General features: G+C 42.2%; 13 protein-coding genes. 2 read left to right on the forward strand and 11 right to left on the reverse strand.

Going from position 1 to position 15,711, the window contains the following annotated elements:
• Positions 1-41: 41 nt before the first annotated feature.
• The 8 genes from IQ31_RS19000 to IQ31_RS27685 all read right to left on the reverse strand — a co-directional run bounded on the left by IQ31_RS19000 (position 42) and on the right by IQ31_RS27685 (position 10,651).
• Positions 42-1,901 carry a DUF4859 domain-containing protein gene (locus IQ31_RS19000; protein ID WP_244294535.1) on the reverse strand — a complete coding sequence of 620 codons (1,860 nt, stop codon included), beginning with the start codon at positions 1,899-1,901 and terminating at the stop codon, positions 42-44.
• Between the two features lie 22 nt (positions 1,902-1,923).
• On the reverse strand, positions 1,924-2,892 hold the full coding sequence (locus tag IQ31_RS19005; RefSeq protein WP_145329239.1) for a hypothetical protein: 969 nt from the start codon (positions 2,890-2,892) through the stop codon (positions 1,924-1,926).
• Between the two features lie 80 nt (positions 2,893-2,972).
• Entirely contained in the window at positions 2,973-4,115 is a 1,143-nt protein-coding gene (locus tag IQ31_RS19010) for a DUF4859 domain-containing protein (RefSeq protein ID WP_158638923.1), read from the reverse strand.
• A 19-nt stretch (positions 4,116-4,134) separates the two neighbouring features.
• The gene (locus IQ31_RS19015) at positions 4,135-5,610 is read right to left on the reverse strand and encodes a RagB/SusD family nutrient uptake outer membrane protein (protein WP_145329243.1); all 1,476 of its coding nucleotides are present in this window, start codon (positions 5,608-5,610) and stop codon (positions 4,135-4,137) included.
• Between the two features lie 45 nt (positions 5,611-5,655).
• The gene (locus IQ31_RS19020; RefSeq protein WP_158638924.1) at positions 5,656-8,817 is read right to left on the reverse strand and encodes a SusC/RagA family TonB-linked outer membrane protein; all 3,162 of its coding nucleotides are present in this window, start codon (positions 8,815-8,817) and stop codon (positions 5,656-5,658) included.
• A 364-nt stretch (positions 8,818-9,181) separates the two neighbouring features.
• Complete coding sequence (locus IQ31_RS19025; RefSeq protein WP_145329248.1) at positions 9,182-10,045, reverse strand: AraC family transcriptional regulator; 864 nt, start codon at positions 10,043-10,045, stop codon at positions 9,182-9,184.
• Between the two features lie 212 nt (positions 10,046-10,257).
• Positions 10,258-10,380: a hypothetical protein gene (locus IQ31_RS28095; RefSeq protein ID WP_280176860.1), complete on the reverse strand. Its 123-nt coding sequence runs from the start codon at positions 10,378-10,380 to the stop codon at positions 10,258-10,260.
• Positions 10,370-10,651, reverse strand: coding sequence for a hypothetical protein (locus IQ31_RS27685; RefSeq protein WP_145329250.1), 282 nt, complete (start codon positions 10,649-10,651; stop codon positions 10,370-10,372). Before IQ31_RS27685 ends, IQ31_RS28095 begins: the two co-directional genes overlap by 11 nt.
• Before the next feature lie 300 nt (positions 10,652-10,951).
• On the opposite strand from IQ31_RS27685, the gene IQ31_RS19035 reads away from it, so the two are divergent.
• Positions 10,952-11,401 carry a hypothetical protein gene (locus tag IQ31_RS19035; protein ID WP_145329252.1) on the forward strand — a complete coding sequence of 150 codons (450 nt, stop codon included), beginning with the start codon at positions 10,952-10,954 and terminating at the stop codon, positions 11,399-11,401.
• Positions 11,402-11,430: 29 nt separating this feature from the next.
• Here the strand turns inward: IQ31_RS19035 and IQ31_RS19040 are convergent, their stop codons facing one another.
• Positions 11,431-11,934 carry a hypothetical protein gene (locus IQ31_RS19040; protein WP_145329254.1) on the reverse strand — a complete coding sequence of 168 codons (504 nt, stop codon included), beginning with the start codon at positions 11,932-11,934 and terminating at the stop codon, positions 11,431-11,433.
• A 584-nt stretch (positions 11,935-12,518) separates the two neighbouring features.
• On the opposite strand from IQ31_RS19040, the gene IQ31_RS19045 reads away from it, so the two are divergent.
• Positions 12,519-13,793 (forward strand): hypothetical protein, encoded by a 1,275-nt coding sequence (locus tag IQ31_RS19045; protein WP_145329256.1) that lies wholly within the window; start codon positions 12,519-12,521, stop codon positions 13,791-13,793.
• A 13-nt stretch (positions 13,794-13,806) separates the two neighbouring features.
• Here IQ31_RS19045 and IQ31_RS19050 read toward each other — a convergent pair whose 3' ends face one another.
• Together IQ31_RS19050 and IQ31_RS19055 are read right to left on the reverse strand one after the other, a co-directional pair.
• Entirely contained in the window at positions 13,807-14,334 is a 528-nt protein-coding gene (locus IQ31_RS19050; protein WP_145329258.1) for a hypothetical protein, read from the reverse strand.
• 11 nt (positions 14,335-14,345) lie between these two features.
• Complete coding sequence (locus IQ31_RS19055) at positions 14,346-15,680, reverse strand: hypothetical protein (protein WP_145329260.1); 1,335 nt, start codon at positions 15,678-15,680, stop codon at positions 14,346-14,348.
• Positions 15,681-15,711: the final 31 nt, after the last annotated feature.

The raw sequence follows: 15,711 nt of genomic DNA on the forward strand, positions 1-15,711 counted from the left end.
ACATATGAACCATCACCTAATCTAGCGGTTCCAACTAACTCTTATTTCACATTCACATTAAATGTAAACGTCGCCTGCACGGTTTTCGCTCCTTCGTACGTATACACCAGTGCCTGCTTAATGGTATATTTCTTTCCAGCTGCCAGAGCTCCCGGATATTGTCCGATGGAGAACGTTATCGTACTGGCGTTAAATTCCGAAAACAGGCCCGCACTGGCGCCCCAATTGGTGACTGCCCCAGCTGCAGTAAACCAATGCCCATAACCTGTGGCCGTATTGTTGGGATTTAAACTTCCATTTGGTTCCACGGCATAGAACTTAATTTTTCCGCTGCTCATCAAACCCGCCAGGTCTGCCGAAGGTATGGCCAAGGCCTCCCCTAGCTGCGCTGCATTGACGCTTACTTGCGTACCCGAATACCCTGTAGCATCTGCCGGGAAGCTCAGGTCATAATTCAATGCGATATCTTTGGGCTGACTGCTCACCTCATTGTATCCTGTAGCTGTTGTACCCTGAATTTTGATTTCGTAAGGCCATTGCTCATCATTGCTGTCGTCATCATCCCAGGCATGTGGCTGGTAAACAGAGGGGGCACCTGTGACAACAAACCAGAGGTTGCTGCAATTGGCCGGAACAGTAAACGCTACCGTATTCTCCGAGCCCTCCGTCCGATCACCATATACCCGCGTGCCGTCTTTCAATAATGCCACATAACCATAGCGCCATCCGGCACGGCTGGCATCCACCGGATTGAATCCAGCAGCATTCGGCAGTCCCTTAAAAGCTACCGAAACCTGGGTTCCCGCAGCCGGAACTTCCAGCGGAATCACATTGTACCCCGTAGTGCCCGGACAACGATCATAGGCAACGCGAAGACTACCGTTGGATTGACGCGTAAATTTGGTCGTCAGCTTACCGATATAATTCTTCCCATACTCCCGGATGCTGTTCAGGTCCCAGGTCACAAAGTGGGCCGCCGCATCATAGATTTCATTGTTGAACTGCTTCACATCGATACCCGTTATACGCATATAAGCCTGCACCGGATCTTCGGGTTTTAAAGCTTCGCGCCAGATGCGGCCAATCATATCGATCCCATGTTTGCTGGTCCAATACCAATGGATGAAATAGCTGGCATAACGATATTTCTCGTGATGAATATGACGATGATAATTTTCGGTATAGACGGGAAAATCGGCTCCCGAAAATGCCTGTGCGGGATAGGTTTGGTAGGCCTGCCATTGCGCGGTCTGCTCCCAGAACCCGTTGCCGCTGGTTCCGCCGTAGCCGTAACGAAATCCATGTCCGCCTTTCAGATCGGCAAATACCTGATATTGAAAACTGTGCCCGATCTCGTGCGCAATTACAGAACCCACCGGTTTACAGGTCGCCGGATTAATCCACAGTGCCCCTATTGTATCGTCGTAACCGCCACCATACGCCATCCATTCTGTCGTATAATGCACAAAAATCATCATTTTGTATTTATCCAGATTGGATCGGTTCACTTTGCGTTCTGCAAACTTCAGCGTGCCGACGTTCAATGCGTAGAACTGTTCGGCCTTGGCCAAAAGATCATCAATATCGACGCGATATTCTTCAGGTACGGTGTTCGCATTGGGATCGTTCTTCCCGTAGCTTGCCCCCCAGAACACAATAAAATGCTCCGACTGACGGCTCCGCGAATAGGACCATTTGCTCCCTTTATCGTTATAATCCATGCCTTCAAATTCTTTGGGCTTATAAATCTTCAAAGAATCTGTTCCCACAGTAACGGGCGGCGTGGTGACCTCTTCCTCGACAGGAAGCGCTACTTCTTTTTTGCTGCATCCCTGCGAAAGGAAAACAAGTGCTGAAATCAGCGTCAGCAGGACTTTATGCAATACTATACTTTTCATCATTTGAGCGTTTAATAGGTAGAGATCAACTATGTGTAATGGTCAAAAAACGGAAGCGAACGGTATAGGTACCACTTCGGTAGAATTTGATGGTCGATACGGGGTTAAGATTACGTCCCAGCGTAGTCGCCGTACCTACAATGCGGTAATAAGAAATGGGATCACCCGACCAAAATTCTGTGCCTACATAAGTACCGTTCATGATGGGATACACCAGACCCGAAACATCTGGATAGCGATACACCAAGCCCGTATCGGTAACTTCCTCCGGATAGTAAGGCGACCAATTTTTGAATGTCGGCCGGTCCCCACGTTTGATGACCTCGCCTTTTTTAGGATTGAAGGGCTTGCCGTTTTTATCTTCCCATTGGTATACAATTTTGTTTTCTCCTTCCGCCTGATGCTCTACGACGATCTCATAGTCTGTATACGGTAGAAAATTGGATTCGGCCCCGTAGTCCGAACTCGTGCACGACTTAAATAAAATATCTTCCTTCTTAGCACCGATGACATTAAAGTCCAGTATATTCTTAAATTTTTTCTGTCCGGCGACATTGCTCACCTCCACATCGATCGTGTATTGTCCCGGGGTCACAAATTGCGTCGCCTGTGTAAAACCCACGCGACCACCGGTCGCATTGAGCATCATCGGTGGATATTTAGCTTTGCCGATCTTGGCATTCAACAGATCCAGGGTGGTATCCCGCCAGGTGATCTCCGCCAGGTAGGTGGATATCTCATGCTCTTTTGAAAATTCTGTTGAGAGCTCGCCGGTTTCCTTATTTCTTACCGCAAGCAGATTCACGGTCAGCGGGGTTGTGCTTCCATTGGCAACAATGGCATCCGTGTACACCACTGCCCCCTGATTGACCTGCAGATTCTCCACATTATAGCGTATATTTTCACTTAAATAGCCTATTTGATCACTCTTGCAGGAATCCAATAGCCCGAGGGATAAACCTGCTAAGCCGATTATAAAACTTCGTTTTTTCATCTGTTTTATTTTTTCATGTGTGACGAAACCATCCGGTTGATTCAGCACTGCCGCGGAATCCATCCAGCTAGTTTCATAATTTATTTGATCTTAATGTTGAATACAAAAACAGCATTCAAATCACCCTTTGTTTTCGACTTGTACACGAGGGATTGTCGTACCGTATAGGTACTACCCACCGTTGTTTGCCCTGGATATTGCAGTATATTAAAGGTCATCGTTGAGGTTGCCAGCTCAGATACAATGCGTGCATCGGCACCCCACGAACAGGTCTGCCCTTTGGCATCGAACCAGTGTCCTGGTGCGTTCGCGGTACTGTTTGCATTTAAGTTACCATCAGGCTGCACGGCATAATAGGTGATGTCCTTGCCTACCAATGCGGATATTGCCCCACTCTCTACGCCATAAAAGCGTGCTAAACGCGGAAGCAAAACGTCTACTGTGGTGCCAGTATAACCGGCGGCATCGTATTTAATGCTCAGGTCGTAGGTAAAAGTCAGTGTAGCACCAGTTTCTACAATTTTAGGCCCCGTGAGGATCCGCGGCACAAAATCGCCGATAAACGTATGTGTATTGGCCAATACATTCAGCGTTGTTCCTGAAGCCATTTTTATCCCGGTTGTCTGACAATATACTCGCATATCCGCCTGATCATCTTCTTTGACCGTCACAATACCGTCTGGACTGATCTGATCGGCCTCGCCACGCACTTTCACGTAGTACAGGTAATAAACGGGCTGTGAGGACCAGGCTGCTTTGGGCTGCTTTTGCTTATGATAGAAAAATCCACCCACATTGGCCGCATTGCTGATCGTCGTATACGCTGTGCTGGCCGTTTCCAAATTGTAAGGGGCATCGTTGTAGATGTATGCCCTGACCGAATCTACAGGGATTTCGTTGAGAAACTGGTCAAAAGAATACTGTGCATTTTCGTCCACATACTTTACAGAGTCTGCCTTCTGTTTATAATAACGGTTGACCGAATAATCCGAAGGCGCCCAAAAGGTTTTCGCCTTGTTGATTTCGTCTTTGAGTTTAAAATGGTCAATCACCAGCAGCAAGGTATCAAACATACCATTGGGATGGGCGGCCAGGTAGTCGTAAGTAGACAGATTCACTTCCGCTGTATGGAGACCGTCATCCGTCAGATAAGCCGCTTTCTTGCAGCCCACCACTGTCAGTCCAAAGGCCAACAGCAACGCAAAACGATATAAGGTTTTCATTTTTTTCAAGTTTAATGGTTTACATATTGACAGTTCCCCAGTAGGACGTCTGATTAAGCAACGGATTGGCTGCGAGCAATGTTGGGTCAAACGGCCAAAAATATTTCTTCGCATTAAATTGCGCCTGGTTCATTTTACTTTCTGGGAATTTATAGACATTAAAATGCTTATATAGCCTAATGAGGTCGTAATACCGATGGCCTTCCAAAAATAGCTCGCGCGCCCTTTCATCAAATATCGCCTCAATAAGTGGCTCCTCGCTTTTATAGGCAGGCAGTCCTGCTTGCGTCCGGATTTCATTTAAGATGGTTTCTGCTTCACTATTCTTCCCTATCGCCGCCAACCCTTCCGCCATGAGGAGCTTGATATCTGAAAACCGAAAAATGATGATGTTATTTTTAAATACCGCATTCGCATTGGATGTATTATTGGAAAACTTGACGTTCGCATATTTCGTACATAGCGCATAGCTACTGTTATAAGCAATATCAAACACACTTTTAAACCGTTTGTCATTGTCGTCTTTAAATAGCGTTTTAATATAATCCGGACTGATTCTTAACAGCGGATCAGTTAAAGGCCGAAAGTAAGGCCCTGCCAGCGAAAAGTATCCAATTCCTGAGTTTGTACCCTCATTTTCTCCGTTTTGCGAGATTTCAAAAATACCTTCATTAGATTTTCCCTGATAAATACCGCGATAGTTCAGGCTATCCCTACCCACAAAAGAATATTGGCCGCTTTCCAATACCGATTTCGCCGCATCGATACATTCAGCATATTCGCCTCTCCAGGCACTGAGATGCGCCTGAAGCGCAAGTGCAGCTCCCGTATTCCCACGCAGCGCAAAATCATCTTGGTCGATATTGTCCCATTGGAGCAAAGTCAATGCTTTGGATAGATCAGCCTGGCTCTGATCCAGCACATCGCTCTCTTTGCTTGCCGCAAGATTTACGGCACTGATTGGCAGTACGGATTCTGTTATAATTGGGACAGTACCCCAAACCCTCGCCATATAGAAATAGGCAAATGCACGTACAAAATAAGCCTCACCGATATAATAATCCCGAACAGACAGGTTATCAAAGGCATTTTCGTCCATCTTGGGCAGTCTTTGGATTACACGGTTTGCCTGGTCGATGGCCTGATAGAAGATATCATAGCGCCGTAGCTGATAGGCAGGCCGACCAGTTTCCAGAGCTGCAACCGGCGTATTGAGCTGCATATTGACAATCGGCGTAAATTCTGGATTGGTCGAAGAATTAATTTCGTCCGTGAGCAAATCCCCATACACATAGAAAGCCATGCCACTACCTTGGTTCAAGGCCTTACGCAAAAGCGCATACATGGCGTTGGTTGCGCTATTGGCATCTTCCTGTGTTTTCCAGAAGTTTTCATCTGTTGCCGAACTGACAGGCTCAATATCCAGGAACTTGGAACAGCCCGAAGCGAGGTACATGAAAGCACTCAGCATTAAAAACAATATTTTTCTTTTCATCTGTAAATAATTTTAAACCACCGTTATCCGATGGTACTGACATGATTAAAATGTAACATCCAAGCCTATAGTCCATTTCTTGGGGATTGGATACCCATTGCCCGTTGAATAACCGTTGGCTTCCACAGCTTCCGGGTCTGGCACCGAAGACCAAGCTTTGACAGCCACATTATCCACCACCCCGTAAATGCGAAGCATTTTCAATTTAAGTTTCTTGATCATCGCCTGCGAAAAGGTGTAGCTCAGCTGAATATTTTTCAAGCGTACAAAACTGGCATTTTCCACAAAAGTGCTATTGGCAATGTGCCAATTGTCTACCGTATTGCGAAACAAGTTTGGGTATTTGGTCTGATCCCCTTCTTTCATCCAGAAATCACTGGGTTTAAAATCTCCCGCGATCGCGGAGTTGGTTCCCCAGGTATTGTACAGGGCAGACGATCCCGCATCCTGCAATTTATCCGACAGGTAACCATTCCACAAGGAGCGTCCGAAAACAAAGCTCACCAAGGTAGACAAGCTAAAATTCTTGTAGGAGAACTGGTTGATAAATCCACCTACGAAGTCAGGGTTTGGATTTCCCATATCAATTTTATCGTTGTAATCGATGATGTAGTCGCCATTGACATCCCTTCGGCGCGGATCACCAGCCTGATAAAGGACCGATTGATTAAAATGAGCTATTCGTCTTCCCGTCAGCGGGTCGATAGGCACATCCGCATTGGTCGCATATACCCCGTCCACATCCCATACTTTAAATGGAAAAATAGGCTGACCAACATTCAAGGCACGTTGCATCCAAGGTGGTCCCACCTGTATTTCCTTTCCGCCGTCAGGAAGACTAGTGACATAATTTTTATTATAAGCCATATTGAAATTAGTGGTCCACTGGAATGCCGACTCAGGAGCCATATTGCGGGAGATGATCGTCATTTCCACGCCACTGTTTCGCACACTGATAAAATTGTTGGAGACCGTGCTATATCCCGAAGTAGCGGGCATCATCAGGTCGTATACCAACTCTTTGGAATCGCGTACATAAAAATCAGCAGTCACCGTAACCCGATCGCGCAGCAGGTTCATATCGAATCCGGCATTAAACTGGGGCGAGCGCTCCCATCTGATGGTCGGTGATGTCGCCGCCGCCGCATAATTTGGCGATACCGCGGGCTTACCATTATATGAAAGTACCGAACCAGCGATACCATTTTCCAACACCGCTCCCGCATAGGATGCATCAAAAGTCAAACCCGTGTAGCGTGCGTAGTATGAGCCCGGATCACGTCCCGTTATCCCGTAGCTACCCCGTACTTTAAAAAAAGATATCGCATTTTTGATTCCCTGAAAGAAAGGTTCTTCCGAAAGCACCCAGCCGGCAGATATAGAAGGGAAAATCCCCCATCGGTTGTCCTTACTGTAGCGAGAAGACGCATCCATGCGGTAACTCGCAGAAAGCAGGTATTTATCCTTATAATCATATCCAAAGCGGCCGAACAAGGATACCCGCGATCGTTCGCTGATGGAAGTCGTCGCATATAGATCCGGTCCTGAGGGGATACCGGTTACGGTTTTCACATAATTGCCATTGTCGTTATAACCATACATATAGTTTTCGTTGGAAGTATTGCGTTCCATACCGGTACCCAAAACGGCACTAAAATTATGGGTATTCTGAATGCTCTTGATGTAATTAAAATAAGTTTCCCATTCCCAGCGCTTATTTTGATTCACCCAGTTCTGCGCAAAGTTTCTGTATCCCGTAAGCAATTGAGGACGAAACAGATCACGCGTATTGTTATTCACATTAAAAGAAAACTGCGAGCGCAAGGTCAGGCCATTGATCAAAAACTTTTTGAGTGTCCCGGCAAAGTTTCCATTCAGGCTAAAGGAATTATCCCGATCCATCATCCCATCGTAGCGCCCCGTATAGATCTGTTGGTCTACGTCCGTTATCTGGTAGAAAGAAGAAGGAAATCCCCAGGTATTAAATGGATATTTCTGATCGTCTCCCGAACCATGTTTCGCTTTTGTAAACCCTGCGAACAAGTTGGTCTCAAACTGGAAATTGTCGGTAGGATTGGCCTGCAACATCAGGCGTGGCGTCAGGTTTTCATTTTCAAAGCCCATCATTACCCCTTGCTCATAATAACGCTGCGCCGAGAAACGATATAAAAATTTCTCCATGGTGGCCCCGATACTCACATTCACATTGTTGATATTGGCCGACTGCAGAAAAAGCCCCTGCCAATCGGTATTATTGTTAAATGCCGGATTTAAACTATCCGTCAACATGGGGCTAATCGATCCATTGTTAAACCAGTCATACGATCCCCCCTGATACAGCAAATTCATTTTCAGCCTGCGCTCCGCAGCTCCCACGGTGATAGGCTTCATCGCCGGACGGCTGGAGACCCCGTTGTATGCGGAGATCCGTATTTCGGGTTTACCATGCGCCGGGCGTTTGGTTTTGATGATAATGACCCCATTTGCGGCACGAGCGCCATAAATAGCCGATGCCGAGGCGTCTTTCAGGATATCGACAGATTCAATATCATTGGGATTAATGGCCTGCAGCGGGCTTGCGTTACCGTAGGCAGAGCGGATATCACTCACATCGTAGATAATATTGTCGATCACATACAGCGGTGCCTGCAACTGGTTGTCTGCTAATCCCAGGTTGCTTGTTCCACGAATATTAACAATGTTATTGGTTCCAGGTTCACCCGAAGTACTCAACACCGTTAGTCCGGCAACACGGCCCTGTAACATGGCATCAAAAGTCGCATAAGGCGTATTTTCAAAATCCTTACCTTTTACGGTAGAAATAGCCCCCGTCGTCTTTCGACGCTGCACATCCTGATAGCCCATGACGACCACCTCATCCAGTCCCGTCCCATCTTCCTTCATGGTGATCTGAAGCGTATTTTCGCCATCGCGCAGCTGTTTTTCCTGCCGCACATAACCAACGGAACTAAAAATCAAGGTTGGATTTGCCGATTTAAGCTGCAAGCTGAATTTCCCATCAGCATCTGTCTTTGAAGCATTCCTGATGCCTTTCTCTAAAATACTCAGATCAGACAGCGGCATACCCTTTTCGTCTTTAACGATCCCCGTGACCGTTCTCTGTTGTTGCGCATACAGCTGTTGACATACGAACAGCAGCAACATAAAAATACCCGTTAAGCATTTTTTTGGAAGATTTTCATGCATAGTCATAATTTCGTTAAGCAGGTTTTCAGTTTAACACACTATCATTTAAACATTTACCTCGTCAGACAAATGCCTTCCCTTTTTTTAGAAAAGGGATGTTCCAGCATGTTAAAAATTGATTAGTTATACTTTCTGTAACAAAAATAGTACTTCGAAATAGCGGTTTTCGGTCAGATCTTATCCACTCATTCTAGCATTTTAACAAAAGAAAAAGAAGCTTTCGGGCGCGGTATAGGGTTTCGAAAAATGGCATTAAACAGCTATTCCGTCTAACCATAACAGCGGTATTTACCTGCAATAGTTAGACGGATATAAAGGAGAGCGGAAAATGGACAGGAAAATGGGGAACTTCTAAAACACCTCACTAATCGTACAGATAGTTTCTGTAGTTCCGGACATATATTTTAGGCGATATTCCCAAGATATTCCGAAAAACGCGATTGAAGTTAGTGATGCTATTGAAGCCAGCATCATACGCTATTAAAGATATCGAATCGTGCCTACCTAAACCCAATAATTTACAAGCTTCCCGGATACGCAATTCATTCAGATAGGCTACAAACGTCTTTCCGGTACAATTTTTAAAATATCGGCAAAAAGCATGCGGCGTAAGGTTTGCCTTTTCAGCTATCTCATCCAAGCTGATATCCTCTTTAAAATGCTCTTCCAAAAATTTACATAATTTTTCAATGCGGAAAGGTTTCGTTAACTCGTTTTTGGGCGATTGTACGCCAGAAAGTGGTTCCAGTTCAGCGAATACCTTACTCAGTGATTTTAACAAGTAGAAAAAATTCACGAGTTGATCCAGGAAGTCAGACTTTTGCAGTATTTCAATCAGATAACTTACCTGTGGCAGATGTTTCGTCGGAACTTTAAATCCCCGCTGACATTTATTCAGAAAATCGAGCAGATTTCGAAGTTCGGGCATCATTGACATCGGAGACAATGCGCCATTTGTACTAAAAAAGCAAGAAACAGACCGCACAAATCCGCCCGCGATAAAACTTTTAAAAACATGGGCCTGATTTGCTCCCAGAAGAAAAATGTCACCGGGCTGAAAATCATGTACATTATCGTCGACGAATAGTTGGCCGATACCCTCTTTAATCCAAATTAATTGGTATTCTTCGTGACGATGCATATACGGATAAAATTTATCCAGTACATCTTCTTGAATATAAATAGATCTATCCTGAGGAGCAGGAACTTTAAATTGAACTGGCTTCATAACAATTTAGATTTAAATAAATGTCTATATGACATTAAATATACATCAGCCAATCTAGTCTTACAATACCGAAATAGAAGTGGTTAAAATTAGGCTATAAAAAGTTATAATATGCACAGAAATAGGAGCAAATCAACACATGTTTTTTACTGGATCAAGAGGTTTTATAATCCAAACAACTGATAACAAACCTATTGAGCACTGTAACAACACTATTTCCCCCTGTTCAATACATTTCGGATATAAATCAATAATTCCGAACATACATAGACCATAAACACAAATATCAGGATGATTTGCGCGGCATCATTCCAAAAAGCTAATTTATCTATCATATTTTGGTCTATTTTTAAGTCTAACACTATTTCTCGCAATCTTAACACAGAAATAAATGATCAAAATTATATGAAGGAGCAGGCTGGCAGGTGTTAGTATAACTCCATAACCAGCCTCGTACCTGACTTCGGTATTCATTCGTGGATTATCTACACCTATTCCACCGTAGGGTATAGCTGTTTTATAATTGTAATTTTTTAGATGAACTAGCGAATCATAGTATTTAACATACTGCAATGAATCAGAATTTTCAGTTTCTTTTATATCCATTTTTAAGAAATTACCTTCGTACACAATTAAATAGTTGTAGTTTCCTTATTTTTTCAATTTCCATACACAGTCCATGGTACTAATATATGTTTTACAATAACTGGAACTACCCAAATTAAAAAATGAAGCGGTTTTTTATGGCTTTTTTTTACTGAAGCAAATTTATAACTTTATTTGCTAAGAAAATTACAGATACGCATCATTTATGGAAACATCAAGGACAATTCATAACCAGATAGAGGTCAAAAAGTCGTATCAGCAGATGAAAAAAATCAGTATTACTAAATTAGAGATAAGCACATGAAAAATTTCGAAAGAAACGGTAACGAGTACAAAATGAAACCTCAGTTAGGCACCTATGTTCCTTTGGTCGCTATATTTTCCATTATGGCAATTGTAGGTTTTGTCAAAATGCCGGAGTCTTCTTTTAAATGGTGGATGCTGGGTATTGTTGTCATTTTAATGATTTCCCTGCTGAGAGCTTATTTTATCATTGATATGGACAGACGGGAAATGCGCGTACGCAAAGGTCTTTTTGGCAGAGAGGTGACCTTTCCGCTGGAAAGCATACAAGGTTTTACGATCCACAAACTCAAACAATACGGCTTTATCACCGTCAGCGTATCGCTTCTTGCACGTTACCGAAATGAAAACGGCAAGGAAAAAAAAGCACAGCTGGCACAAAGCTACTTTACAAAACCAATACAGCGAATCTACGATGAGATAGAAGAGATTATCGGTGAAGGTTGAGTTTTAAAATCAATGATGCTTTTTTTTAATTATTTTATTCTTTGCGGCACTTTCAACGACGTGGAATCTTCTTCGATCTCGTAAATAATCTTCAGGATGCCCCCTTTATCTAGACATTTCTCTGTCCTGGATATTTCTGGCTCCAATTCCGAGATTTCAAATAATTTATAAGACTCTAAACCATACAATTCTGGTAAATTACCATGCTCAATATGTTCTAAATAATAAATTACACTGCAAATCTCTCTTTTATGATGTTTTGCAAAATCGGACATCGATACTTGAAATAACTTCTTAAAATCTTGTTGTATACCCACATTATCAGCGATAAAAAAAGAAGCAATATACATTTTGATAGCCTTTTGGTCTTGCTTATTTGCTATTACCCTATCACTGATTACGATATTAACCTCCTTATCAAGTTTGTTATATTCAATAGCGACATCTCCTTCCCCATCTTTTAGAACATAAACCTCTTTTTGATTTTGCCCTAACAAAAACAAAAAACTACTTATTAAAATCAGGACTTTCATCTCACTTATAACCGTTATTAAGAATAATATCTTTCGTTATTTATACGAACTTGATTCCTCAACTCCACACATCCGCTGCCTTTACTATCTATTATCTTCACACCTTGATATTCATCTACACTATTCTTTGGTTCAAAACCGAGTCATCCCCCCGGTAAGTATCTTTATCTTGGCCAACAAGATACCTTTTGCTTCCCTATTATTGTCTTTTAAATATTTCATTGGCGTCAACAAGTGTATAAATCCCTATGTAATCATCATACTGCAAAAATTTATTATTGATAAAGCAATATAGTTGGAAGGTGATGTTCTTCAGCTTCCACCGCTATTATGATAAAAGGGATTTTCTACACCTTTCAAAAAACATATATAACATCAGCCACCACCTATAAAGAACAACATGGCAGTTACTAGATCATTTATAAACACAATTATTTCTTTTAATACAGACCCCTCAGCAAACGAAGCCAATCGGACAATAGAAAAACTTGAATTCAAATTACAGGATCAACATTTCAGTCGGAATACAGACTTCTGGCTTAAAATTAGTAATTCAGCGCCGAAATTTCTAAATTTAATCGCTGATGACCGACCCAATAAATATAAAACGACAATTTCTAAATGCGCTGAAACGCGGAACAGGTGAGGCATATCTGATCATAAAGGACAATCCGAAAATTGACTTTTCGAATCAAATTATAAAAGGTGCCTTAAATATTTTCGCTTATGATGGACAGTGTGAAGGCGACCGGGCAACTTATATTTTTGAGATTATTTCCATTTCAAAAAAGAAAGACAAAATCCGTAAAGCCGTTTTGCAAGGTTTAGCGACAGAACACGACGACACTTGGAATTTGACGCATCTCTTTGCCCTGGCGAAACTCTATGCGCAGCAAAATGACACGGAAGCAAAAGAAGCGATATACAACCGGTTTTTAAACAATCCGATTGAAGGTTCTGATTGGGTGGGAGCATCGGAAATATTAGAACTTGACGGACTAGAAGGCTTATTTTACGTTGCCGAGAAATTTGGAAAATACATTGAACAAAATCCTGACGACTGGCAAGACGATGGGATAATTACGCGTTTTCAAGCAGAAAACCAAAACATACAGGTTGCTGAAGAACTTAAAAAGAAAGCCCGGACCAATAAGTTCATCCATATTTACCTTGACAACATACAGCGAACAGAAATAAACCTGAAAGCCCAGCGGACAAAACCCCAACAATACAACGACATCGTTGATGAAGTTTTAAATAGTAAGCCCTGTATTTCTTTTGCAAGAATCAGAAAGCTAACAGAAGAAGAGATAAACACTATCGCAAAGCATCTTTTGAAAGAAACAGACTCGGCAAATATCGAATGCCTTTTGGATATTTTTGACTTTCACAAATTTCCTTACGATAGTCAATTCATTTTAGACTTTGCTAAACACAAGCGAACAAGTAAAAACAGCATAGCTGAAAATGCAATTCACGCGCTCAAACATCTAAAAAGCAAAGCTATTAGAGACTTTGCCTTGAACAAAATACAATCCTCCAAAAATCCGATTGACTATTTAGAATTGCTAATTCTCAATTACAAACGTACCGACTCGAAGCTGCTAGCCGACATCGCAGAAAAGGCAAAAAATGTACACAAAATTGAGCGATTAGCAGGAATATACACCGACATTTTCAAAGAAAATAAGACAAAAGCCTGTAAAAAACCACTTGAGATTCTGTATAGCAAAATGAATTGTGCGCTTCACAGAAAAGGGATAGTAGAAATCCTACTGGATAACAACGTTCTGTCCGATAAAATAAGAAAAGAACTTAAATTTGACTGTGATCTGGAAACACGGAAATTAACGAATTAAAAATATCAATTTGCTACCTCGCTCCCAACTCTTCGGCCAGCGCCTGTAAGTTTTGGTCAGCTTCTTCAAATCGGTTGAGTTCAATCGCATTGGATTCGGTAACAGCTTCGAGCAGGGCACGTCCCTCCTTAAAATCCATATAAGCCATGACGGTATCGCCACCCCACATCCAATCGAAAATCAGGGCAAAACCATCCAAAGCATAGCCCTCCAGCTGCTTTAAAAGAGCTAGCATCGGCAATATTTCTTGATAGTTTTCACTGAAATTCAGCACGGTGAATCTCCACCGTTGTTTTTCCTCGTCATAATGCTCCTTAGCACCATAAAATCGGTCCTTGAGCAGATTATCGAATACTTCACGAATGCGCGCTTGAGAATAACTTGGAATAACGTCCAAAGCTGTTTTACCATACATCTGCCGGCTCGCCCACCATCGCGACCAGTTATCATCATTGTTCGGGGAAATTGGCTGTACAGCAAAAAACTCGCCCAATCTCACTTTTTCTATTTGAATGCTTATGTAAAGGCTATCCAGTTCCATATCAAACTCATTTAAAATTTTTCACCTGTGTAAAGATCTTTTAATAGCAGATTCTCGAATTGACCAATACCTGAAAACATAATATTAATTCCCATGACACGCCCAATGGACTTGTTATAATTGGTAGCATATACCTCATGATTATTAATCAATAAGCTAACCCTTTTATTGACAACACGGAGTGTCAATGACCCTCCTTGTGTAAAATCATGTCCAAAAGCACGAAGGTCATTTTGCTCGCCGTGTTTCTTATTTTCAGAAAACTGATATCTTGTCCATACCGTACATTCTGGTTTGAAGATATTAAAACGATGCTGATCTAATTCTCCATATATGTTAACATCGATCTGCGAACAACGGACGCCAGTTCGATTTTCCGAAGTATGCAATTGAAACGAAAGTTCATAATTATCCCCATTTATATGGGTTGGTTTTATATTAGAAAAAGAGATAAAAAATGTCCTTAAGGTATCCACTCCCGCTTTAAAAGCATCGACAGCTGATACGGCTATTGCCTGTTGCTTATTTGTTATGTTAGGAGTAGCAATTGGATACACTCGGACGGTATCAAATTGATTAGTTCCTGTTACAGACCATCCCTTCGTCTGAAGATACACATACCCCGTATCAATTGCCTTGTTTTTATGCATCAACTTGGGGTAATACCTTCCAGGCATCTGATAGTAATGGCTAAGCATAGAACTCAAAAAAGGTTTCATTGGCCTGCCGTCACCAAATTCAATGGAAAAATTCCTTAAAGAATCTTGTAAAGATTCCTTAGATTTTAATTTAAAAATTGCAGAATGCGGTGTAATTCCTGTTGGATTAAGGCATGACAATGTAACTCCTGCAAACAATTTGTCCTGTTTACCGGTCGGTTTCATTATGATCAAGGTCAATATAAAAGCCAATGCCAAGAAAACCGAAGACATCAACCACATTGCCCGATTTTTTTTTTGCAAATCCGGCATATCATCCCTACTTGCGATCTTTGGCAAATCCAATTCCGGTTTATTACCATCTCGATTTTCAAAAGCTTCCCAATCGCTATAACCAACAAATTGAGCAAGCGCATCGCGGGTCGCTTTTTGGGGAAAGTAGCGTTCCGAAGTTTTAAACTTGCCAAAGATCCTTTTGAGCGTACTTTCACTCAGACGAATTTTTGTTTTTCTTGCAAGCAGCCTGCTCAGGTTTATATAATCGCCATTCGTCCATTCAGCGATCTGCTTCTCGCCGATCATATCGGCTATCAATTGACAACAGACATCAAGATTTTGAAAAAATGAGGAGTTTACGGCTTGTTCAGATTGGCTTTTCATTACTAATAACTGGTTATCTTTTAACATGTTAAACTGTTCAAAAATTTGAACAGCACTT

The organism is Sphingobacterium siyangense, from assembly GCF_007830445.1.
Classification (GTDB): Bacteria; Bacteroidota; Bacteroidia; order Sphingobacteriales; family Sphingobacteriaceae; genus Sphingobacterium; species Sphingobacterium siyangense.

Excerpts from the sequence above, each read along its gene's own strand:
- IQ31_RS19000 (WP_244294535.1), bottom strand. The coding sequence starts at position 1,901 with ATGATGAAAAGTATAGTATTGCATAAAGTCCTGCTGACGCTGATTTCA.
- IQ31_RS19005 (WP_145329239.1), bottom strand. The coding sequence starts at position 2,892 with ATGAAAAAACGAAGTTTTATAATCGGCTTAGCAGGTTTATCCCTCGGG.
- IQ31_RS19010 (WP_158638923.1), bottom strand. The coding sequence starts at position 4,115 with ATGAAAACCTTATATCGTTTTGCGTTGCTGTTGGCCTTTGGACTGACA.
- IQ31_RS19015 (WP_145329243.1), bottom strand. The coding sequence starts at position 5,610 with ATGAAAAGAAAAATATTGTTTTTAATGCTGAGTGCTTTCATGTACCTC.
- IQ31_RS19020 (WP_158638924.1), bottom strand. The coding sequence starts at position 8,817 with ATGCATGAAAATCTTCCAAAAAAATGCTTAACGGGTATTTTTATGTTG.
- IQ31_RS19025 (WP_145329248.1), bottom strand. The coding sequence starts at position 10,045 with ATGAAGCCAGTTCAATTTAAAGTTCCTGCTCCTCAGGATAGATCTATT.
- IQ31_RS28095 (WP_280176860.1), bottom strand. The coding sequence starts at position 10,380 with ATGATAGATAAATTAGCTTTTTGGAATGATGCCGCGCAAATCATCCTG.
- IQ31_RS27685 (WP_145329250.1), bottom strand. The coding sequence starts at position 10,651 with ATGGATATAAAAGAAACTGAAAATTCTGATTCATTGCAGTATGTTAAA.
- IQ31_RS19035 (WP_145329252.1), top strand. The coding sequence starts at position 10,952 with ATGAAAAATTTCGAAAGAAACGGTAACGAGTACAAAATGAAACCTCAG.
- IQ31_RS19040 (WP_145329254.1), bottom strand. The coding sequence starts at position 11,934 with ATGAAAGTCCTGATTTTAATAAGTAGTTTTTTGTTTTTGTTAGGGCAA.
- IQ31_RS19045 (WP_145329256.1), top strand. The coding sequence starts at position 12,519 with ATGACCGACCCAATAAATATAAAACGACAATTTCTAAATGCGCTGAAA.
- IQ31_RS19050 (WP_145329258.1), bottom strand. The coding sequence starts at position 14,334 with ATGGAACTGGATAGCCTTTACATAAGCATTCAAATAGAAAAAGTGAGA.
- IQ31_RS19055 (WP_145329260.1), bottom strand. The coding sequence starts at position 15,680 with ATGTTAAAAGATAACCAGTTATTAGTAATGAAAAGCCAATCTGAACAA.